Below are 22,195 nucleotides of genomic sequence, written 5' to 3'. Positions count from 1 at the left end.
CTTGCTCCTTTGCGATTACGATTAATTTTCCACAGCACCTAAAGCTTTGAGCGTGGCTTTTTCAACTTCCGTTAAACCCGTAACACCCGTGATATTCATCTCCTCATAAGGTCTGTCACTTTTGAGTATTTTGAGGCATTCACCAGTCTCAATATCCCAAAGTCTAATTGTGCCATCCCGACTGCAAGCAGCAATAATTTTTTCATTTAAACTGAAGGCAACTGAGTTAATTCTACTGGTATGACCTTGTAAAATTTTTAGACATTCACCTGTATGGATATCCCATATTCTTGCCGTTCCATCTACACTTCCACTAGCAACTATTTCACCAGAATAACTAAAGGCAACTGAACGTATCCAATCAGTATGCCCCTGCAATATTTGGAGGCATTCACCACTGCGGACATCCCATAATCTTACTGTTCGATCGACACTTCCACTGGCAAGTATTTCACCGTTCTGGCTAAAGGCGATCGCGCGCCCCCAACCCGTATGCCCATGTAAGATTTGGAGGCATTCACCAGTATGGATATCGCACAGCCTCACCGTTCCATCAAAACCTGCACTTGCAAATATCTCGCCCAAAGGACTGAAGGCGATCGAGTGTACTGAACTGTTATGCCCTTGCAAGGTTTTGAGGCATTCACTTGTACGGATATCCCACAGCTTCACCGTTTGGTCATAACCTGCACTGGCAAGTATTTCACCTGAAGGACTAAAGGCGATAGATCGTGTTTCATTGCCACACTCTGGCAAAGTATGGAGGCATTCACCAGTGTTGACATCCCACAGCCTGACTGTTTCGTCAAAACTAGCACTGGCAAGTATTTCACTCGAAGGATTGAATGCAACTAAGTTTACCCGATCGAGATGACCCTGCAAGATTTGGAGGCATTCACCAGTGTTGACATCCCACAGCCTGACTGTTTGTTCGTCATCGCCGCTCGCCAGCATTTCACCGTTAGGACTGAAGGCGATCGACCTTACTTGATTGCTATGCCCTTGCAGCGTATTTAAGCATTCACCAGTGTTGACATCCCACAGCATTAACGTTTTATTATAACTACCGCTAACAAGTATTTCACCCGCAGGATGGAAGGCAACTGACCCTACTCGATCGTTATGGCCTTGCAAAGTATTCAAGCATTCACCAGTGCGGATATCCCACAGTTTTGCTGTGCGATCGTGACTTCCACTGGCGAGTATTTCGCCATTTGGACTGAAGGCGATCGACCGTACTCTATCAAAATGTCCCTCCAAAGTTTTGACACATTCACCGCTACCGATATTCCACAGCTTCACTGTGTCGTCGCCACTGCCGCTAGCAAGTATTTCACCAGTAGAATTGAAAGCAAGTGAATACACGTTTTGAGTATGACCGTGCAAAATCTTGAGGGATTCACCAGTAACAATATTCCACAGCCTCACTGTTTTGTCACCGCTGCCACTGGCAAGCATTTCACCAGCAGGATGGAAAGCAACTGAAAACACATTTTCAGTATGACCGTGCAAAAATTGCAGGCATTTACCCGTGTGAATATTCCATAACCTTATCGTGCGATCGAAACTCCCACTAGCAAGTATATTTCCATCGGGATTGAATGTTACAGACATTACTGATTCGGTATGTCCCTGCAAAACTTTTAAACATTCACCAGTCTTGACATCCCATAACTTGATCGTTTTGTCATAACTGGCGCTAGCGAGTATTTTGCCGTCAGGACTGAAGGCGACAGACTCCACCACGTTGGTATGTCCTTTACAGGTCAATATTTCTCTGCCACTGCTAGCTTCCCACAAACGAACTACGCCATTACTATCACCTGTAGCTAACAGTTTGCCATCAGGACTAAATATTACTGACCGAACACTGCCGAAGATTTTCGTAAAAATAGAATTAGTCAAATTGGATTCAGCAAAATTGACGTGGCGCAGACTAGCATCTGTAAAATCAGCACCTAAAATAACTGCACGAGAAAGGTCTTTTGCTTCTAACGCAGTGCGATCGATTTTCACCAACAGCGTCGCCGCATTCCCTCCCACATAACCCACCTCACTTTCTGTTTTTCCCCGCGTTGCTTCCAGAATTTCCAATAATTCCTCCGTAGCTGCCCCTACATCGAGGCAGGGCCGGCACGAGGACACCGCCCCTACCATTGGTAACAACAAATCCATCACTGCTTTCGTCAGCGGCGCTTGTCCGAAACTCTGACTAAGTTTACTTAAATCTTCAGCAACAAATCCCTGCAAAGGCGCAATGAGTTCACCATTATTTCTCTTTTGGGATTGCAATCGACAATAATTAGACCAAGCATATTTTTGAGGCGCTGCATTACGATCTAAACAAGACTGTTCAGGCGCAACTAATTCGATAAAATCTGCCGCCAAAACTCCCAATTCTGCTGCAAATTTATAAGCGACAAAAAACTCTAACAGCGAACGGTGGGCTGGAGTATAATCGCCATCGGCATTGCGGATCAGCATGGTTTGACCCATCATGTCGTAGTGCCAGTGGTCTAAGTCTTTTTCCTCTTGGACGACGGAACCAAACAGGCCGCGAATGCGATCGGGAAAACCGCGATAATTCAGGCTCATTTGGTTGGTTGACAGCATTTCCCAAGACAGTTCGCACAAAAAGTAAAGCTTATCTGCTAAGGAAGTAAAAGTGCGTTCAGCTTTGATATCTCTCTCTATCTTCCGCCGCACCGCATACAGATATATCCGCGACATATCGACTGGTTTTCCAGCTTCAATATCGGGCAATGCTTCCAAGATTAACTCGGTCATCACCGGGCGGCGCGCTAAATCCAATAACTGCGGGTTTCCCATCACTTTTTCGACAGTAGCGGCTTCTGTTTGAAATGACAGCGCTTGCCCAATTTGCTCGTCGTTAAATTTCTCTAATTCTAATACTTCAAATTGGGGAGTTTCCCCTGTTAAAATGGTTGTTGACGCTTGCAGTTCGGCATTGAACAATGCCCGTCCTTCCTTGCCTTCAGGAAAGTGTTCGGTACGGCAAGTCAGGATGACTTTTGCGCCGGGAACGACGGTTTTTGCTAGTTCCCAGAAGTTGTTGATGGTTTCTTGCCGATCGCACTTAGCGGCCATTTCATCAAAACCATCGAAAATCAACAGAAACTTACCCATGCGATTCAGTTGTTCAAAGGCCGAATAACCCGCCAAAGGTATCTCGTGTTTCCGAAAGAAAAACTCGGAAAATAGCGACTCCACACTAACAGCTTTGGCGTAATCTCGCAGCGGAATTACTAACGGCAACCGCGGACGTTCCACACCGCGCTTTTGAGCTTTTTTGTAGCGTTGCAGCGCCATCCAAGCATAGTGCATCACAAACCAAGTTTTCCCCGTCCCAAATTCTCCTAAAACTGAAATATGTTCTTTTACGGGGTCATCCAACCACAGGTCAATATAACCTTCAATCCAGCCATCTCCCTCGCCATAATGACTCACTCCTATTTTGCGGTGAGTATCGGGGTCAATTTCTTCTTTCGTACAAGCTAGCGGCACGTATTTTGTATTAATTTTCCGGCTGGTAATTTCAGTTTCTAGCCAATCCAGATAAGCGGTAAAATCGGCATCTTGGTCGAGCAATTCATCGAAAGTATAGCAAGCTAAATCGCGATTTTCATCTTTTTTTACTTCATCCCGCGCGGCGCTACTGATGCGGCGGGCGGTGACTAACCAGCCTTCATCGGTGCGCTGTTTTTCCACGGATTCGCGCAAGGCTGAGATATCCCTCAGTCCCGCTTCTCCGGCAATTCCGCGCACTAAAATGCGATCGTACCGATTGCGTCTGACGGGAATATTGATAATCCATTCAAAATAGTTATCTTCCCAAATTTCATATTTCTCAAACCGATAGCTTAATGTCTCAAACCAACCTCGAACTTGTTGCGATAAAATAAAAGCTTGAGACTTTTGAATATTGTTGGATTCGGCTGCGGGAAGTGCGGGATAATCTTGAGATTCCAACCGCGCAAATTCGGTGCGAATTCCTTCCAGCGTGGGAAGGCGTTCGATGCGATCCATTACCATACATAGGCGTTTTTGCAAAGAGGCGAGCGCATTTCCCACCATCACATCTCCCAGCGTCCGCGTCCGCTTTGCTACTTCCATAAACACGGCTGCAAACGCCATAAATTCCCGTCTGGGATCGATGCCTAAAGCGCGAATTTCCTTGCCCAAAGCAGACTCGTTCAGATAATCTTCGCCTGCTTGAATTAAAATGGCTGGGCTATCGGACTCAAAAGCTTTGCGAAATGCTGATTCAATTTCTTTTTGGCGAAACAGTTCTAAAATTTGTTTGGGTTTGCCTGCGCCGTATTCTACTAAAGTATAAACATAAACTCCGCTAAAATCTGCTGGTGGCGCGTCGGGGTCGAGGTTGAATTTTTTTAATAATTTGATGACAGCTTCGTTGCGCTGAAGCTTGTCTTTGACGGTGCCGAAGGGAATGGCTGTCACGAGGCTGATAACTAAGTCGAGACTAATTGGGATCATTGAGGCTTTCCTGTTTATCGGTGGTCGTAATGCTCAAATCTCAAATTGGTAGGCTGTGTCCCTGAAATGTGTTGCGGGTCGCAAACTGCTCTAATTCTATGTTAACAGGAGTTACGCACTCCGGCAAAAGAAACCGGGTTTTTACCGACTCTGCTGGCTGGAACGAAATATTTTCGGAAAAAACCCGGTTTCTGACTACCCGTGCGTAGGTTCTATCCAGTTAATTAGCTTAGCATATTTCACCAAAAATGACAGTAATTAAGCATGGTGAAATCCGACATATTTTGCATTAAATATAAGGGTTATATTGGTTGTTGTTTCATAGCTGTAAAAGCTAAAATATAGATAACTTACAAATAAATTTTGCTATCTATGAAAATACAATCTTCCGTCTTAGTCCACCTGGGATTTGGCAAATATGTACGCTCCGATCGCGTAACGGCAGTAATACCAATCGAAGAAGAACGGGGACCCGGTCGGCGCACTTTCGTGCACGTAGACGGCGAAGCTGACCCGATCGTTGCTTCGCGCGCCGAAGATACGATCGTCCGCGATTTGGTGCAGGAACCGCGCGAAATTACCCAAGCTCGCCAACAACAAGAAATTCTGCAAGATTTGCTGGCAGATTTGACCAATGTTAACGTCACCGTGCGCCGCATCAGCCGCGATGAAGGTGGACTCGACCTCGAACGTTTGGAGCGTCGGATTCGCCAAATATTAGAAGCATAAAAACAAAAGACCGCCCATGCGGTCTCGATCCCAGTCCGCGCAGGCGGACTTTGTTTGTGAAAACCTGGTTTCTAACCGCCGGAATTGATTTGTGCAAACCTGGTTTCTAATACCATTTCTCTAACATCATGCAATAGTCTCCGACCCCCCCTAGCCCCCCCGATACTTTGGGGGGGGACAAGAATACTGTTGCATTATTTTTTGAAATTGGTATAACCGCCGGAATTGATTTATGCAAACCTGGTTTCTAACCGCCGGAATTGATTTGTGTAAAAGCTAATTCTACTTCAAAGTAATTTCGATATCTGCTAAACCCGTGAGTTTTTCCACGGCTTGCGGTTCTTCAACTCGCGGTACAAAAATAGTTAAACCTCCGGGAACGCACTCAATAGTAATCGGAGTAATGCCGAAAAGTTCCCCGTCTACAACTACTTTCTGAGGCGGATCGGTAGTAATTTTTACCTTTTTGGCGCGCAAATAACCGATGTCGTCCCGATCGCTCGGATTACCAGTCAAAGCTGTTTGCAATAGGTGATAGGAAGCTGCGATCGCCCCAGCTTTATTTTCAGGCGCAACCAGCGTCACATCCAGCAAGCCGTCATCAAAAATAATCCCCGCCGGGCCTTGAGCTAAAATCGAAGTAGGCGGCGCTGCATTCGCCACCGTGACGGCTACAGCAGTAACGCTGACGATTTTATCTTCTGTCTCGATTTCCGCTTCAAATCTTTCTAGATTGTTTAACTGTTTAATTCCCGACAGAATGTAAGCCAGCATTCCCCAGCGATTCTTCATTTCGCGATCGGCTAATTCGACAGTTTCCGCCTCAAAACCCACCCCAGCTAACAAAACCATCGGCATTTTACCGTTGCAAGTCGCCGCATCCACCACCCGCGTCAACCCTCCCAAAATAGTTTCACAGGCGGCTTCAATTGTATTCGGAAGCTCTAAAGCATTAGCAAAAGCATTTGCAGTTCCCCGCGAAATAATTCCTAAAGGAATGTTTGTGCCGACAATCGCCCCAGCAACGGCTGATAGTGTGCCGTCGCCCCCGCAAGCAATAATTTCGTCAACTCCCCTATCCACTGCTTGGCGGGCGAGTCGATCTGCGTCTATTTCTGGCGTTGTCAGCACAATATCTAAGTCAATAAACGGCTCTAAAATATCCTGAATTATCGCTAAATCTTGGTCTGGATCTCTGTTGCCGGCGACGGGATTAAAAATTAGGCAGGCTGAACGTTTCATAGTTGATAATCGGTAATAGGTAATGGCTGAACTGAAATCATCGATTGTTTTCGTTTGTATCGAAGTTTCGCTCCCCCTAAATCGCTCTTAGGATCGAAAACTTAATATTTTAAACACCTCCTACAATCTTCTCTCCTGTAAGTTGTAAGAAAGAAGGAGGAAGAGCCTCCGCACCTGCATTACCAGGCTCTTCCTGGTAACGAGCCAAAACTCCAAAAACAAACCTCACCTATTTTTCAAAGGTTTGATTAAGACTTGACAAAAGTCCATTCTAACACTTCGCGCGGAGCCTTTGCCAGCGCTTCTTTAATTTCCTCATTGCTGTCAAACTTGACTTTATCTAAGCGGCACGCTTCGACGTTCACCGTAAACTTATCGTCTTCAAAAGGCCAAGGAGTTACAGTTACGAGTTCGTTGCTGTGCTGTAGAATATCGTAGCGTTTTCCGTCGGGGCCGACACTAATTTCTAAAGCTCGTTCTCCGGCGGGCAACTCGCGGCTGCACAGAATTAATGATAGCCGATCGCACCACTGGAAAAAAGCATAAGCTGATTCTGCCTCTTCTTTAGAAATCTTCAACTCCTCGCGCCATTTTTTTTGGTTTGCGAGTTGTTCGTCCAAAAAATCGTTTAATTCCTTCGACTCTCCCCGCTTTCCTTCGTTCAGATAGCTCATGTGCATGGAAGTCAACATTGCTACCCACCGCCCCCGATATATAGAAGTCTCGGTCAATCCTTTCATTTTAGGCACTGAAGTTTCTGTGTCCAAGGTAAAATCAAAGGGCGCGCCGGCTTCAGTCAAAATATGCTCTTCCCACTCTTTTTCTAAATCGTCGTGGTGGGAAATCGCGGCTATGGTTTCGTAGAGGCGAATCGGAGATTTCGAGCGCTTCCACTGTCCGCCAAGTTGGGCGGCGAGCAAAGCGTGGGCGCGGTGATAAATAATTTCCCAACCGGTGGCAGTTAAGTTGGCAATCATTGAATTTTTCTCCTGAATTGAGTTGAGTGCAAAGATTAAAAATTTTCCAGTGCGAGACAGAATTTTGAGAATTTAAAACTTAGGAATTAAGTTTTTGGCTTCGGCAAAACTCGATCTCGATCGCCAACAATGCAATTAGTTCGATCGTTCGGACTCAGTTTTTCATAAAAGTCTGAGCACCCAAGTCGGAACCATCTGACAGAAGAGTACCATTCTCAAGAAGCTCTTAAAAACCGGGTTTCTGAACGAAAGATATAGGTTGTGATGCTAAATTCGCGGTCAGAAACCCGGTTTTTGCCACAGAGATGTGAGAACGATCGAACCTAGAAACGAGGGTTAAATCACAAAAGGTTCGATCGCGATATCCTGCCATTTCCCCTCAAATCGTTCGACAACCAAAGGTGTGACTCGGAACTTGGGGGGAGTCCCGTCAAGAACATCAATCCGCAAACACGAATAAGGACGGCGTTTGTGGGAACCTTGACCGCTGCGGCCGACAAATAGCAAAGATTCCGCTACCCGCCGGCCGGCGGTTTTGACACCCGGTTCGCGCCCCAACCGATAAGCTTCAGGACTTGATGGTTCCTCCAACACCGGGCCTTCCGGGCGCTGGCGGCGCAGGCTGTGCCCGCTGCCCCCGCAAACAATCCAATTAATCCCAGAGTCGCCGTGTCCGGTATCCCCAGTCCGCAGGTGTTCCAGACAGTGGGCGTGGCCGGTCAGCACCAAATCTACTAGCGGACGACCCCGCGCCGCCTCTCCAACTGCATCGCGCACCACGTCGAGTACCTCGCGCAACCGCAACCGCACGGCCAAAGTTTGAGCTTGATTCCACTTTGTCGCCTCGGTTACGTAGGGGGGATGGTGCAGGTAAATTACCCGCCCCCGCACGTCTGAATCGCGCCAAGAGTCAATCAGTCGCCTTTCGAGCCATTCGAGCTGTTCGACATCGGTGGCTGTTTTGTCGGAGGACAGTTGTTTGTCAATATCCATCAGCATTTCGTCAACTTGCGCTAATTTGGCGCTCAAGTCGTCTAGCTGTTCGGCTTGTTCTGGAATTTCGGGGTTTAGCCGATCGCACATTTCCAGCATTGCCAATTTTTCTTGTTCCAACTGCTGGCGCTCGATTTCCAAATTCCGGCGGCGAATGTCGCCTTGTTTGGTTTTCGGCAGCGGCAAGGGTTCGTTGAAGGTGTTGGAGTCGAGGGCGAAGAAGTCGATGCCGCCGCTGCGGAACGTGTAATAGCGGTTGGGTAAGCGCGTAAAGCTTCCGGGTTGGTAGCGGATGCAGCGGCCTGTGCTGGTGCTGGCGGTGTAGTGGGTGTCTAGGTGGCGATCGAGTTCTCCCGGCAATTTGTGAGTTTTCAGGTAGTCGAGAAATGCTTTGGCGTAGGCATTTCCGCGATCGGAACCGTGCCAGCCAACATCGAGATCCAATTTGGAACCCAACAGCTTCCGCAGCGGATACGCTGTTGCCGACAGCAGGCCGTAGACTACGGGCAAGTCGTAATAGTCGTGGTTTCCCGGTACTGGCAAAAACGGAAAGTTAAACACCATGCGATCGTAAGCAATCCGAGAGGGATGCTCGCCGCCGACGATAAATTCTCGGTAGGGGCGAATAAAGTTTTGCAAGTAATATTCGCTGGAACCGACGAGATAAACTACATCCCCCGTGTGGAGGAGGAAACGGCAAGTTTCCCGCTGCGAGAGCATTTGCTGGGCAATCTGCCGCTGCGGGTTGTGGCCGCGGTGGTTGCTCGTGCCGCTGTCGCCTGCGACTAAAAATGAAAACTCTGGAGAGTCGCTGGTTTGAGTTTCTAAAACAATCCGAGTTTGGTCGATCGCCCGATCGACTATCGCCTGTTCTTGCCACCGCACCCGCTCGTTCATTTTGCTGATTTTGACTGTTATTCGCGGGTCGGACACGAATTTCACGCCGCCTAGTCTCCCAAATTGCTGAGTTCCTAGTTAATAGTGTAGCGATCGGGCGACTTTTTGCATCTCTCTAAAAGCTGAAAAATCGATCGCTCGGCCCCGAAGTTAAAAACTTGGTTTTTGCTCGGCCGCTCGATCGGGGACTTTTTCGAGGGAAAGTCGATTTTTTTGACCCTGCAGGGCGCGTCCCTTGCTATCAATCCCTCCCCTCACCATCGACAATCTCACAGAGTCGCACCACTCCTCGCAGGGCTGGTGAAAACAAATCCGACAATTGTTGTGTAGCAATATTTAATAGACATAATCTGAGGTGCAAAGCTGTCTTTGTACGACCAACCCTACCAATACTGTTGCACGAGTTTTGATAATTGCTATTAGAAATTTGATTTTTTTTGAGATTTCGCCAGTTGGCGGTTATTAACTCACCGATGGAATCTCCTGTTATTCATGATACCGATCGCCATACTTGGTCATTCGCCGCCAAACTTTAATTTTTTAATTCGCCTGTTTCCCCCTTTCCCCTGTCCTCTGTGACTATCCCCCTGGCACTCTCGGACTCTCCCCCTCGGACTCTCTCGGACTCGGACTCTCTCCCGCGAGCTGAAATTTTTGAGCCAAAAGCAATGGCACGATCGCAGCGTGTTTTGATACCATGCAATAAGCGTCAAAGACAATCAGGGAATGCACTGGAGGTGCGTAAATGGAGCTTTTGGGAGAACAAAAACGGTGTTTGGATTGCCTAGTCACGTCGATCGAGCAATTGGGAGGTCGAGCAGACATTCCCAAGCTCGAACAGATAGCCGAGTTAATCATTCAAACCATGAGAGGGCCTTGGCGCTTCTTTCACACGTCGGAACACATTTTTGAGGTTGGGGGGTCAGTCGATCCGATCGAGGTGCTGGCTGCGCTATTTCACGACCTCGTGTACGTGCAAGTCGATCAGGGCGTAAGTTTCAATATTAGCAGCGCCCTTTGTCCTTTTCTCAAAGAAGTGCGATCGCAGTTAATTATTAAAGATGAAACCGAACTGCCCGACGATACCATGTATCAGCTTGTGGCCAGTGTCTTTGGGTTCCTTCCCGGTAAGGCTCTCTCGCCCTTTGGCGGCCAAAACGAATTTTTGAGCGCCGTCATTGCTGCCAAATCTTTAGAGCCTTTTTTGCCAGCTAGTACGATCGCCCAGATAGCAGCTTGCATCGAAGCTACTATTCCTTTTCGTCCGGTGTCGCCCTCGGGTTTCAGCGCGATCGAACTTTTGCACCAGCGGTTAGTAATTGTAAATCGCGATTTTGATTTCGGATGGACTGATGCCGAAACTGTAGAAATTGTCAAGCGTTCTGTCAGGTTAGCCAATCGGGATGTAGAGAATTTTGCCTCTCCAAATTCCTCTGATTTCTTAGACAATACCTGGAACTTAATGCCGGAAACCAACCACGAATTGAGCAATGTCAATTCCTATACTGTTGGCGGATATCGCGAATCTCTGCAAAAAATGGAAGGATTTTTAAACTTCCTAAAACCCGAACTCGTTTTCCAGCAGTTCATGCAAGAGCCGGACGATGAAACCTACGCTAACATGATTGCCCAAACACGAAAAAATATCGCCGCTGCCAAACTTTATCTAGGAATAAAACTAATTACCATCGCCATCTTAGAAGCTCTTTCCTACCGTTTGGGCCGCGACATTCCCCTTTCAACAATGATGGGAGAACTTCGCGCACCCGGATTTAAAACATCGGTTCTAGAGGATTATTTGCCCAACCGAAAAATCGCCTATCCCTTAGAAAGTCAGTTAGAAAAAGAGGTTTTAGACTTGTTAGCAATAGGACGCAATCAAGAATCTCCCTATGATATTAAAAACTCCCCCGTAGCTACCTTTATTATCAAATCTATCGGCTTTGCTGAAACTGAAAACTTCCTGAAGAAAGCTCAAGATTTTTTTGCAGAGCGTATTACGTCGGAAGAGTTTCTGTCTTACTGCGCTCCTGATGTCATCGACACCATTTCTTCGGGAGTTATGAAACTCTTTGACAGCAGGAAGATGGCTTTAGGGAAAGTTAAGTTGGCTCACCAAGCTGTTTCTTAGGGTATAGATCAGACGGCGGCTTCAACCAAATTTTATCAAAGGAAGACGGCGGTTGAAACCGCCCGGTCTTCTCACCGCTGATTTTTTTTTAATCCGTTCTTTCAATGATGATAGTCAAGTGAGCGACTAATGCACCGATCGCACCTACTGCTGCAATCACAGGAAACAAAGCCGCACCGATTACTCCGCCGACTACTCCCACAGTCAGAGGGACTTCTACTAATATCCGTTCTTCTTCATTTTTGATAATGATGCGGCGGATATTGCCTTCGTGAATCAGTTCTTTAACCTTAGCAACCAAATCGTTGCCGTTAATCTTCAACTCTTCGACGGTAACTTTCTGCTGAGCATAAGCAGGTGTTTCTAAAGGAGTCGTTTCAAAGTTAACCTCAGCCACTTTTTGGGCCGAAACTGTTTTAGATACAGGTGTTGATTCGAGTTCTCTTGTCCCCACCGGTTCTTGTATGCGATCTGTAGGTGTTTCCATTTTTTGCTCTCCTTTTAGCTAAAAAATTTTTTGTATATGAAGTATCTCGTAAAGATAACACGCAACTTTTTGTCTGTGAATCATTCTTTTGGTTGATATTGCTGCGGCTGGCTCTATTTTTTATCTTCATCTTTGAGGGCGAAATCCCAAAATTTGTCCTCCGGTGGCTCGATTCTGCCGAGAGGAAAAAGCAACAAGCAACAAACTCTCCCCCCATTCTCCCTTTGCTTGTGCCAATACGCTAACTGTCTGCCGATCGCCGGCCGGCACGCCCCTACATTAAAACACTTCTAACCCAGACAGCCAAAGGATTGTAGAGATATTCACGCACTCACAGTTAGAGAATCAGCGGATGTACAGGTTGAAATAGTGACATTGTACTGAAAGTGCGATCGGCCCGCCGTCTATATAGTTAACACATCTCGTTTGGCAAACCGCACATGGAAACCCTCGCTTACTTTCCTCAAATGTCCTTTCTCTCTAGCAAGCGGGCGATACCAAACAAAACCCAGCCCCCAGACATTCATCCCATGAATATATTAGAGTTTCTCATGAGAATTGCCTAAAATCAAGGGAAAAAAGAAGTAATTATCACCGCCAGATTATCCCAACAAAATCAAATTCCTCAAAGAGAAGTTGAACTTGAGGAAAAGTTAGGTAAAATACAATTAATTGCTTCTGCTTCCCCTTTATTGGCCTTGTCCGATTTGACAGCTACAGAATTTGAATATCAAGTTGGCGGAAGTTTGCCGCCGAATGCTCCTACTTACGTCACCAGAGCGGCAGATCGCGAACTTTACGACGCATTAAAAGCCGGCGAATTTTGCTACGTGCTCACCGGGCGGCAAATGGGAAAACCGAGTTTGCGGGTGCAAACAGCACGCCGCTTGCAAGCCGAAAACACCGCCTGCTCACTTGTTGACATCACGGGAATTGGTACTGCCGAAATAACTCCCCTCCAGTGGTATGCGGGCTTTACAGCCACTCTCGCCAACAGCTTTAAAATAAAAATGAATGTCAGGAATTGGTGGCGCGAGCGAGAACATTTGCCGCCAGTCCTCCGATTAAATGAATTTATCGAACAAGTATTGCTTCCTGCGAGCGATCGTCCGATCGTAATTTTTATCGACGAAATTGATAGCATTCTCTCCCTCAACTTCTCCCTCAACTTCTCCAGCTAGAGCTTTAATCGCAAAGGTGCGTCGGTGAAGCTTTGGAGTCTTGAGCCTGCTAAAGTAGAATCTATGGAACTTGACAAATTGGTCGCAGTCGGCTGTGGCTGGCTGGAAGACTACCTGCGATACAATCCCGGTGTTGAGAGCGATCGGCATTTGTGCGAAACCAAATGACTGTTGATATTTCTTGGCAATTCTCCGCAACGGGTTTTGCTTGAATTGTCACGGCGGGCGATCGGCTCCCGATTTGTCGCTACTCTTGTCTGATTGTCATATAATTTTCATTAAGGGGTAATAGACAATTTTCTGGCTCAGGTCGCGGATGTCTATCAATCTGAACTACCTTTAACTATAACCTTTCTCAAAAAGATGAGGTACTATCCGGCATAGGTCAAACCTGGCATCGGGCATCGGGCCTAAAAGCATACCTCACTTTTTAGAGAACCGCTATATATGAAAAATTAAAGGTAGTTATAACTGCTATATTCTGGTTAGTCGAATCTTGGATAGATTAAATTTACTAAATATAGTAATCTTTGCAGGATTTGTAGGACTACTCGTTACCAGTTCGAGCGAAAGTAACGCTTCTGGAGCGAGGAAAAGCCTACCTAATTGCGTCCCGAGGCAATGCAGCGAGTGACATCAGTTCCCTAGCTCTTCCTGGGAAACAGTTATTTACATTGATTTAGAATTGCTACAGTCAGGTTTCAAAGGGGTGTCTGCTGTTAAATTAATCTAACCTGCAATATCGTTTCGGGTGAAATTAGCGCGATTTAAGCAAAAAAAATCTTGCTGAATTAACTATATGCGATCGAGCCGAGTAGAGTTGATTGCCCAAGTATAAAAAGAGTATAAAATGCAGTGCAAATAAATAGTACGCAATACTCCAGCAGCCAACCACAACTGCCAATTACCAAAGGAGGGAGCAGTGTATGAAACTGACGGGTTGAGTCCCCTTAAATCGCCGCTTGGTTTGCGATCGACTCTACAAGAATTAACCCTGTACGATTTTCTTCTAGAGTCTGACTGTGTGGGTGACGAAGTTTCTCAAATTTTTCAAGCAAACCCTTTACTTCCCGGCATTATCATCACTCAGCAAGGAAAGTTTATAGGGATGATTTCGCGCCGGCGTTTTTTTGAACATATGAGCCGCCCCTACAGTTTGGAGTTATTTTCTCAACAGCCTTTGTTGATACTCTACCGCTTTACTAAAACTGATATGTTGGTTCTCGATCGCGAAACCTCAATTATGACGGCAGTGCGGCAGTCTTTGGAGCGATCGCCACAACTAATCCACGAACCCATTGTAGTGCAGGTAGAGCCGGAAAATTACAAACTTTTAGATGTGCACGAATTGCTGCTTTCTCAGTTGCAAATTCACGAGTTAGCAACCGTAGCGATGCGCGAATCCCAAGCACAATTGAGGCATCAAGCCCAACAGCTCGAACTTGCTCTGCTGGAACTTCAGCGCACTCAAACTCAACTAATTCAAACGGAAAAAATGTCTTCTTTGGGGCAGTTGGTAGCAGGAGTAGCTCACGAAATCAACAATCCGATCGGCTTTATCTACAGCAATGTACACCACGCGAAAGAGTATACTGAATGTTTGATACGGATGCTTTATCTCTACCAGCAGCACAGTTCCGAATCCATCCCAGCCATTGAAGCGGAATCAGCAAAAATCGAACTCGATTATTTGCTGGAAGATTTGCCGAAAGTATTAAATTCCATGCAGCAAGGTGCAGAAAGAGTGCGCGATATCGTTTTGTCGCTGCGGAATTTTTGCCGGTTAGACGAGGCCGAAATGAAGCTGGTCAACATTCACGACGGTATCAACAACACGATTATGCTTTTGCAAAGCCAGCTTAAAGGCAAACCGGGCCAGGAGGCGATCGCCATTCATAAAGAATACAGCGATTTGCCGCTGGTGCAGTGCTATCCCGGACAGCTAAATCAGGTATTTATGAATATTTTAGTTAATGCTATTTACGCTATAGTTGAGTGTAAAAAACACGAAAATTTTGAAAAAAAAAGCCATCACTCTTCGCAAGTATGCGAGCAAAGTCATTACAAAACAAACACTACATCCTCAATTAATAACTCTACTTACCTGACTCCTACTATTCGGATATGCACGGAATTAACCGAGGAAAAAAAGGTAATAATTAGAATTTTTGACAACGGCCCGGGAATGACAGAAGCTGTTCGGAAGCGGTTGTTTGACCCTTTCTTTACTACGAAGCCGGTCGGTAAAGGAACTGGTTTGGGACTATCCATTAGCTATGAAGTGGTTGTCAACCAACACGGCGGCGAATTGAAGTGCGTTTCGGAACCGGGAAAAGGAACCGAATTTGCGATCGAGATTCCGCTTCTACAGTCTTCGCCAGCACAGATTTTGCCTCGCTTTGCTTGATACATAAGAAGTCATTAGTCATTAGTCATTAGTCATTAGTTGTTAGTTGTTAGTTGTTAGTTGTTAGTTGTTAGTTGTTAGTTGTTATTTGTTATTTGTTATTTGTTATTTGTTATACCATTTCTCTAAAATCGTGCAACACTCTTCGACCCCCCCTAGCCCCCCCGCTGCATTGCGGGGGGAACAAGAATACTGTTGCATTCTTTTTGAAAATTGGTATTAGTAGGGCGGTGGATGGTGCGTGCGGGCCCTCATTTGTTAGTTGTTAGTTGTTAGTTGTTAGTTGTTAGTTGTTAGTTGTTAGTTGTTAGTTGTTAGTTGTTAGTTGTTAGTTGTTAGTGCTGTCCCCCCCCCCGATCTTTCCGTCCAACTTCATCAGGAAGAAGGAAGAAGGAAGAAGCAATAAAAGTTAGGGATTCGGCGGTTGAAACCGCTTCTTGTCAAACTTTCGTTTCTCTTGCTTGAGACTAAAAAATCAAGCCCGCCGCCTACTGCGAATTTTTGCAAACCCACTTCCACAAAGGATGACTCGGCCCCTGTTGGCGGATGCGGCGCACTTGTTTTTCTAAACCCTGTTTTTCCTGCAGGGGCAATCCTCGCAACGCATTGCGAGTTTGCCAAGTTATCACTGCTAAAGTCATTCCTAAGCACAAACCGAGGCCGAGAGTCGGCCAACGGTGAAAGTATAAACCGTAGTACACCGCGACCCAAGTGAAGTGTTCTAACCACAAACCGATTTCGCGACGCAAACTCCAAATGCTCAAAGAACCGACGCTAATCCATAGCAATATCACAGTTAACCAGCGGCCGTAAACTGTTAGTTTGTGAAGCCTTTGGACTTCTCTTTGAAAATTTGGATCGCTTTCATTAGTCATAGCAGAAGGAAGAAGGAAGAAGGAAGAAGGAAGAAGGAAGACCGAAGTTGCAATCGACTGCATGGGGAAAGTGCAATTAAGAACTTCCTAACCGTCTTTGCACGGTTGCGAGAACAGCAGTCAGCAGCCCGATCGCTAATGACTGATGACCAACAATCGTTAAACTTCTTCTGATGGGTTGATTCCTTCTGCGGGGAGGGGGATGGAGTTGCCCGTGCGACTGCGCCACCAAGCTAGCAGCGTGCTGGCAATGAAAATACTGGAATACGCACCGGCAATAAAACCGATAATCAATGCTAAAGCAAAGTATTTAAGCGTTTCGCCACCAAACAAAAAGATTGAAAACAAGGTCAGCAGGGTTGTCAGGGTGGTGTTGATTGACCTTCCCAGGGTTTGCATTACGGCATCATCGACAATTTGATCGATCGACAGTCCGGGATTTAGCTTAATTACTTCCCGCACCCGATCGTAAATTACCACTGTATCGTTAACAGAAAAACCGATAATTGTCAAGAGCGCGACGACAAATAAACTGTCAACTTCCAGTCCTCCAACTAAACCCAAAATTGAGAATATACCAAGCGTAATTAAGACATCGTGAAACAGAGCAACAAAAGCAAAAAAGGCATAGTCTAACTGAAATCGGAATGTCAGATAAAGAGTAATGCCCGCAAAGGAAAGCAACAAAGCCAGCAAACCAGAAGTAAACAACTGTTTGCCGAGGGTAGGCCCAACCGTATCTATTTGAATAGATTGAGGAGCAAAAGCGCCTAGTTTTTCGCTCAAAGCTTTTTGCAACTCAGTCCGCTTTTCGACATCCAAAGTTTTTGTCCGCAGCGACAAACCGCGCTGTTCTTTGCCGATAACTTGAATGCTGCTACCAGCTAAACCTTGGGTATCGAGGACTTGGCGGACAGCAGCAAGATCGATGGGTTTACAATTTTCCGGTTTCGTGCAGTCGAGTTCAAATTGTAGGCGAGTACCGCCGATAAAGTCTAAACTGGGGCGCAGCGGTGCACGGATGTCGGGACGAGTCCAAGAAATCGCCATCGATACTATACCTGCAAGGATGATCGCGGCGGAAATACTCCACCAGAGCGATCGCTGTTTGGTAACACTAAATTGCATAATTTGAATGAAGAAGGAAGAGGGAAGAAGGAAGAAGGAAGTTCGGCAACGAGCAATGTACGGGATGTAACGGATGTAAGTCCGTCGGAAGAGGGAAGAAGGAAGAGGGAAGAAGGAAGTTCGGCAACGAGCAATGTACGGGATGTAACGGATGTAACGGATGTAACGGATTTAAGTCCGTCGGAAGAGGGAAGAAGGAAGAGGGAAGAAGGAAGAGGGAAGAAGAAGGAAGAAGTTAACAGTCAACAGTCAACTGTCAACTGTCAACTACCAACTGCCAACTACCAACTACCAACTGTCAACTGTCAACTGCCAACTGCCAACTGCCAACAGTTAACTATTAGCGGCTTTTTGCAAATTGGGACAAAACCACTCGGGTTTGCGTAATCCCGGAAAACCCAACACTACCAACATTAGAGTGCGACTGCAAGTAAGAGCGGTAAACATACTTACTACCACGCCCAATGCTAGCGTTACAGCAAAACCTTTAACTAAACCTGCACCCAACCAGAACAGTGCAGCACAAGCAATCAGTGTTGTGACGTTACCGTCTAAAATACTGGAAAAAGCGCGGTAAAAACCGGATTCGACCGATCGATAAAGCGTCTTCCCCGCCCGCAACTCTTCCCTAGTGCGCTCAAAAATCAGCACGTTAGCATCTACCGCCATCCCGATGCTGAGTACAAAACCAGCAATTCCCGGTAGCGTTAATGTCACTCCCAACAGTACAAAAGCAGCCCAAGTTAGCAAAGCATAAATTAACAGAGCAATATTGGCAATTACGCCGGGGAGTCGGTAGTATGCCACCATGAACATCAAGACTAAAATTAAGCCGCCGATCCCTGCATTAATACTGCTTTGAATGCTGTCTCGTCCTAAGCTTGCACCGACGGTACGGTTCTCAATAATTTCGACCGGTACCGGCAAAGCACCGCCCCGCAATTGCACTGCCAAATCATTAGCTTCTTGGGTGGTAAAGTTGCCTTGAATTACGGCACTGCCGCCAGTAATTCCTGTCTGGGCAAATTCAACGCCTACTACAGGAGAACTGATCATTCTTTCGTCTAGAAAAATCCCCAGAGTCCGTCCGGTGCCGGCTAATTTTTTAGTGAGTTGGCCAAATAATTCGCCTCCTTTTGTATCGAAACGGAGAGCGACGTTCCAGCTATTCCCAGACTGCAAGGGTTGAGGTTGAGCGTCTTTGAGGTTTTCGCCGCCTAGTCCGCTGCTTTTGTAGAGTTTGGCGATCGCCTCATTGCTCCTTTTCAAAGCAGCCTGATTTTCTTGAATTGCGGCTTCATTTTTGCTCGTTTTCAATTCTGTTTGTTTTGCCAGCAATTCCTGCTGCAACTGCCTTTCAATAGCTAATTGCGCTTCTGTTCCCGGCAGTTGTTCCCGAAAGTCTAGCTTGGCGGTGCCGCCCAAAACTCGTTCTGCTTGCTGCGGGTCATTTACTCCCGGCAACTGCACGAGAATTTGGTTTTCTCCTACTGTTTGTACCACTGATTCGGAAACGCCCAAACCGTTGACGCGGTTTTCGACGATCCGCCGCACTGCTTCTAACATTCCCGGATCAATTTTGGGAATTGTGGGGGTAGTTTTTACCTGAATCGTGAGTTGCGATCCTCCTTGCAAGTCTAATCCCAGCCGCGTCGGTATTGTTACTATTACAGTAATGGCTGCCACGATCAAAACAAAAATTAGGGCTAATATTGAACGCTGTTTTTGCATATTTAATTATTGTTGTTGGTTATTGGTTATTGTTATTGGTTGTTGGTTATTGGTTGTGGGTTATTGGTTGGTTCCGAGCTTTTTTTCGGTCTTCAAATAACAGATAACAAATAACCAACAACACATTACAAATTACCAATAACTATTTATACTCGCAAAGCTACCATTTTTTGGACGGCTTCGACAATTTGGTTGGGCTGGACAATTGTCAGTCTTTCCAAATTACCGTTGTAAGGTGTGGGAATATCTTGCGAAGACAGGCGCAAAACTGGTGCGTCGAGTTCGTCAAAAAATCGATCGCTAATCGAAGCAATTAGTTCGGCACCGATGCCTCCGGTTTTCATACATTCCTCCACAATAATTACTTTGTGGGTTTTGCGAATGGATTCGCCAATTGTCTCCATATCCAGAGGTTTGAGAGAAATTAGGTCGATTACTTCGGGATCGTAACCTTCTTTTAGCAGTGCGGGCAGGGCTTGCAGGACGTGGTGCCGCATTCTGGAATATGTCAAGATGGTGACATCTTTGCCCGATCGCACAATTTCCGCTTTGTCTAACGGCACTAAATATTCTGTTTCTGGCAAATTTTCCTTGAGGTTGTACAGCAAGACGTGCTCGAAGAACAGAACGGGGTTATCGTCGCGGATGGCTGATTTTAAGAGTCCTTTGGCGTTGTAGGGAGTCGAACAGGCGACTATTTTCAAACCCGGTACTGCTTGGAAATAGGCTTCGAGACGCTGGGAGTGTTCCGCGCCGAGTTGTCGGCCCACGCCGCCGGGGCCGCGAATCACCATCGGCATTTTGAAGTTGCCGCCGGAGGTGTAGCGCAGCATTCCGGCGTTGTTGGATATTTGGTTGAACGCCAGCAGCAAAAAGCCCATGTTCATGCCTTCGATGACCGGCCGCAATCCGGTCATTGCCGCGCCGACTGCCATGCCTGTAAAGCTATTTTCGGCGATCGGGGTGTCCAGCACTCGGAGTTCGCCGTATTTCTCGTAGAGGTCTTTGGTGACTTTATAGGAACCGCCGTATTGGCCTACGTCTTCGCCGAGTACGAATACGGAGGAGTCGCGGGCCATTTCTTCGTCTAACGCCTCGCGGAGGGCGTTGAACAGTAGGGTTTCTGCCATAGGAGGTGAAGCAATGATTGCAGGAGGTCAGATTAGAATCTTAACCTTTTGGGGTGCGGATGAGGATGCGATCGTACAGTTTGCACTTGGATAGTATAAAATCTCTCCTCTATCATCTTTCGCTCTTTTTGTCAAATTTACGGTGGGAGGATGTCAATTAAGCATTTATATTTCAGCAAAATGTTTTTGTAACAAATCGTGAATAAATCGATAGCGCCGATCGCCCGTTTTTTGCAGCAACAGCCGATCGCCCGCAGCATCCAAAAAACGCTGGTAATCCCAAGGAATATGACCGCTAGACCACAGTACCAGGTGCAAAATAAAATTTTCAATCCCCGGAATTCCCGGCAAGAAAGCACTAATTACCGCCACAACAGCACCCGCAATCAACCCCCAACTCGACCCGGAGACTAGGGTAAAAATCAATCCCAAAATCACCCAAATCAGCCCGCCAAGCAACTTAACTCCAAACTGATACTTGCGCTGTTCCTCTCCTGTTTGCAGCCAGCCAGACGGTATGCGATCGAGGTAAAATTCTTGAAGTCCTTGCTGTTCCATCCTTCTCGCCAACCATCCCAGCCAGTGGCGAATTTGTTCGGGCCGCAGTTCTTTGTTTCTCGGATACTGCTTGACTTCCCGGCTAATTTGGTGGCGAATATAGGCAGTTAACAGATATTTGCGCTGTTCTTCTACGGAACTTATGCGCTTCCAAGCTTCGATTAAAATATCGTCATAAGCCAGAGCCATCATGCTCAATAATAAGGGAACTTTTGCCAGTTTCAACAATTCTGGTTCCTTCTCGATGCTGTACCAAAGTTCGCGGCTTCTGGCTGCTTGCAGATAATTTTTAATTTGAATTTCTGTCAAAGGTTTTAGCAAAACTGCTGCTTGGAGTTTAAATCTAGTTGGGCAGTTTTTGTAAACTTCAAAACTGCTGCAAGCTACTAAATGTTTGGGTTTAATTTCGCTTTCAAGAAACTGATTGATTGCTTGAATGCACAAGTTTTGGCGCTGGGTTTCTACTTCGTCTAAACCGTCGAGGAGAGGTAACAATTTTTGTTCGGCGAGCCATTTTTTGCCCGTAGCGGGAGAGATGCCGTATTTGTACTGAAGTTGAGCAATTAACCAATCGGCGATCGCCCCGGATTCGACTTTCCACGATCCGAGTTCAAACAACACTGGTAGAGGCAAACTAGCATCTTTTTGGGCGCGGGAAACTAACACCAGAGCCAATTCTAGCAGGGTCGTGGTTTTGCCGGAACCCGTCGCTCCCAAAATGACCAATTTGCCACCGCTGCGATCGAACACTTTAGAAATGCTAGCTTTGGGAGGAAGGCGAAAACTCGGACGGTTGCCGGCTTTCACTTCCACATCCCAACACCGGCTAGCACCCAGAGGCTGCGAGTCTGGGCTGAAGTTAGCCAGCACAGCAGCGTGCAAAGACTGCGCGATCGCGGCTACAACTTCCTGCTTCACCTCCTCCAACAATCGATCGCGGGGCGGTTGTAATCTCAGAGGAATCAATCTTGACATTTTATACACCTCGTGCTGAACACTTACCTTGCCAGATTTGCGCGCAAATGACAAGCAAGATTACCATCAGTAAAGGCATCCAGTATATATTGACGGAAATTATTGCGACAATTATCCATCTGAAATGGTAGATAAAAATCCTGACCCAACGGCCCGCACTAAGTATTTCCACTATAAATAAACTGGCGATCGCCCCAACTCCGAAACAAAAATTATTAGTATAAATACAGAGAGGT

The 22,195-nt window shown here is 46.4% G+C and carries 16 protein-coding genes; 6 read left to right on the top strand and 10 right to left on the bottom strand.

All coding sequences use genetic code 11. The annotated features are described in order from the left end of the window. Positions 1–21: 21 nt before the first annotated feature. Positions 22–4,518 (bottom strand): WD40 domain-containing protein, encoded by a 4,497-nt coding sequence (locus AACV78_RS17360; RefSeq protein WP_194010285.1) that lies wholly within the window; start codon positions 4,516–4,518, stop codon positions 22–24. 372 nt (positions 4,519–4,890) lie between these two features. On the opposite strand from AACV78_RS17360, the gene AACV78_RS17355 reads away from it, so the two are divergent. Further along, entirely contained in the window at positions 4,891–5,247 is a 357-nt protein-coding gene (locus tag AACV78_RS17355) for a hypothetical protein (protein WP_194010286.1), read from the top strand. Between the two features lie 282 nt (positions 5,248–5,529). Here AACV78_RS17355 and AACV78_RS17350 read toward each other — a convergent pair whose 3' ends face one another. The 3 genes from AACV78_RS17350 to AACV78_RS17340 all read right to left on the bottom strand — a co-directional run bounded on the left by AACV78_RS17350 (position 5,530) and on the right by AACV78_RS17340 (position 9,356). Continuing rightward, complete coding sequence (locus tag AACV78_RS17350; RefSeq protein WP_194010287.1) at positions 5,530–6,489, bottom strand: YegS/Rv2252/BmrU family lipid kinase; 960 nt, start codon at positions 6,487–6,489, stop codon at positions 5,530–5,532. Between the two features lie 248 nt (positions 6,490–6,737). Beyond that, entirely contained in the window at positions 6,738–7,466 is a 729-nt protein-coding gene (locus tag AACV78_RS17345; protein ID WP_194010288.1) for a DUF3891 family protein, read from the bottom strand. 336 nt (positions 7,467–7,802) lie between these two features. Beyond that, positions 7,803–9,356, bottom strand: a complete 1,554-nt coding sequence (locus AACV78_RS17340; RefSeq protein WP_228042310.1) for a metallophosphoesterase family protein — start codon at positions 9,354–9,356, stop codon at positions 7,803–7,805. Between the two features lie 745 nt (positions 9,357–10,101). On the opposite strand from AACV78_RS17340, the gene AACV78_RS17335 reads away from it, so the two are divergent. Then, positions 10,102–11,487 (top strand): hypothetical protein, encoded by a 1,386-nt coding sequence (locus AACV78_RS17335; protein ID WP_194010290.1) that lies wholly within the window; start codon positions 10,102–10,104, stop codon positions 11,485–11,487. 88 nt (positions 11,488–11,575) lie between these two features. Here the strand turns inward: AACV78_RS17335 and AACV78_RS17330 are convergent, their stop codons facing one another. After that, the gene (locus AACV78_RS17330; protein WP_194010291.1) at positions 11,576–11,974 is read right to left on the bottom strand and encodes a DUF4342 domain-containing protein; all 399 of its coding nucleotides are present in this window, start codon (positions 11,972–11,974) and stop codon (positions 11,576–11,578) included. A gap of 707 nt (positions 11,975–12,681) precedes the next feature. On the opposite strand from AACV78_RS17330, the gene AACV78_RS17325 reads away from it, so the two are divergent. Then, positions 12,682–13,155 (top strand): AAA-like domain-containing protein, encoded by a 474-nt coding sequence (locus AACV78_RS17325; RefSeq protein WP_339383698.1) that lies wholly within the window; start codon positions 12,682–12,684, stop codon positions 13,153–13,155. Positions 13,156–14,077: 922 nt separating this feature from the next. Continuing rightward, on the top strand, positions 14,078–15,562 hold the full coding sequence (locus AACV78_RS17320; RefSeq protein WP_194010293.1) for an ATP-binding protein: 1,485 nt from the start codon (positions 14,078–14,080) through the stop codon (positions 15,560–15,562). 488 nt (positions 15,563–16,050) lie between these two features. Here AACV78_RS17320 and AACV78_RS17315 read toward each other — a convergent pair whose 3' ends face one another. After that, the gene (locus AACV78_RS17315; RefSeq protein ID WP_445329590.1) at positions 16,051–16,356 is read right to left on the bottom strand and encodes a hypothetical protein; all 306 of its coding nucleotides are present in this window, start codon (positions 16,354–16,356) and stop codon (positions 16,051–16,053) included. Between the two features lie 51 nt (positions 16,357–16,407). Here AACV78_RS17315 and AACV78_RS17310 point away from each other — a divergent pair, with 51 nt between their 5' ends. Further along, complete coding sequence (locus AACV78_RS17310; RefSeq protein ID WP_194010295.1) at positions 16,408–16,611, top strand: hypothetical protein; 204 nt, start codon at positions 16,408–16,410, stop codon at positions 16,609–16,611. Here AACV78_RS17310 and secF read toward each other — a convergent pair. Next, a complete protein-coding gene (gene secF, locus AACV78_RS17305; protein ID WP_194010296.1) occupies positions 16,597–17,565 on the bottom strand; it encodes a protein translocase subunit SecF in 969 nt (322 codons plus the stop codon). The genes AACV78_RS17310 and secF overlap by 15 nt on opposite strands. 3 nt (positions 17,566–17,568) lie before the next feature. On the opposite strand from secF, the gene AACV78_RS17300 reads away from it, so the two are divergent. Beyond that, positions 17,569–17,952 carry a hypothetical protein gene (locus AACV78_RS17300; protein ID WP_228052098.1) on the top strand — a complete coding sequence of 128 codons (384 nt, stop codon included), beginning with the start codon at positions 17,569–17,571 and terminating at the stop codon, positions 17,950–17,952. On the opposite strand, the gene secD is transcribed toward AACV78_RS17300, so the two are convergent. The 3 genes from secD to AACV78_RS17285 form a co-directional block, all read right to left on the bottom strand. Beyond that, a complete protein-coding gene (gene secD / locus AACV78_RS17295; RefSeq protein WP_194010297.1) occupies positions 17,899–19,296 on the bottom strand; it encodes a protein translocase subunit SecD in 1,398 nt (465 codons plus the stop codon). The two genes, AACV78_RS17300 and secD, sit on opposite strands and share 54 nt — an antisense overlap. Before the next feature lie 146 nt (positions 19,297–19,442). After that, a complete protein-coding gene (locus tag AACV78_RS17290; protein ID WP_194010298.1) occupies positions 19,443–20,426 on the bottom strand; it encodes an alpha-ketoacid dehydrogenase subunit beta in 984 nt (327 codons plus the stop codon). 165 nt (positions 20,427–20,591) lie between these two features. Continuing rightward, positions 20,592–21,959, bottom strand: a complete 1,368-nt coding sequence (locus AACV78_RS17285; protein ID WP_194010299.1) for an NACHT domain-containing protein — start codon at positions 21,957–21,959, stop codon at positions 20,592–20,594. Positions 21,960–22,195 lie beyond the last annotated feature (236 nt).

The organism is Tychonema sp. LEGE 07196 (assembly GCF_963890365.1).
Classification (GTDB): Bacteria; Cyanobacteriota; Cyanobacteriia; order Cyanobacteriales; family Microcoleaceae; genus Microcoleus.
This window is presented reverse-complemented; position numbering and strand designations above follow the sequence as displayed.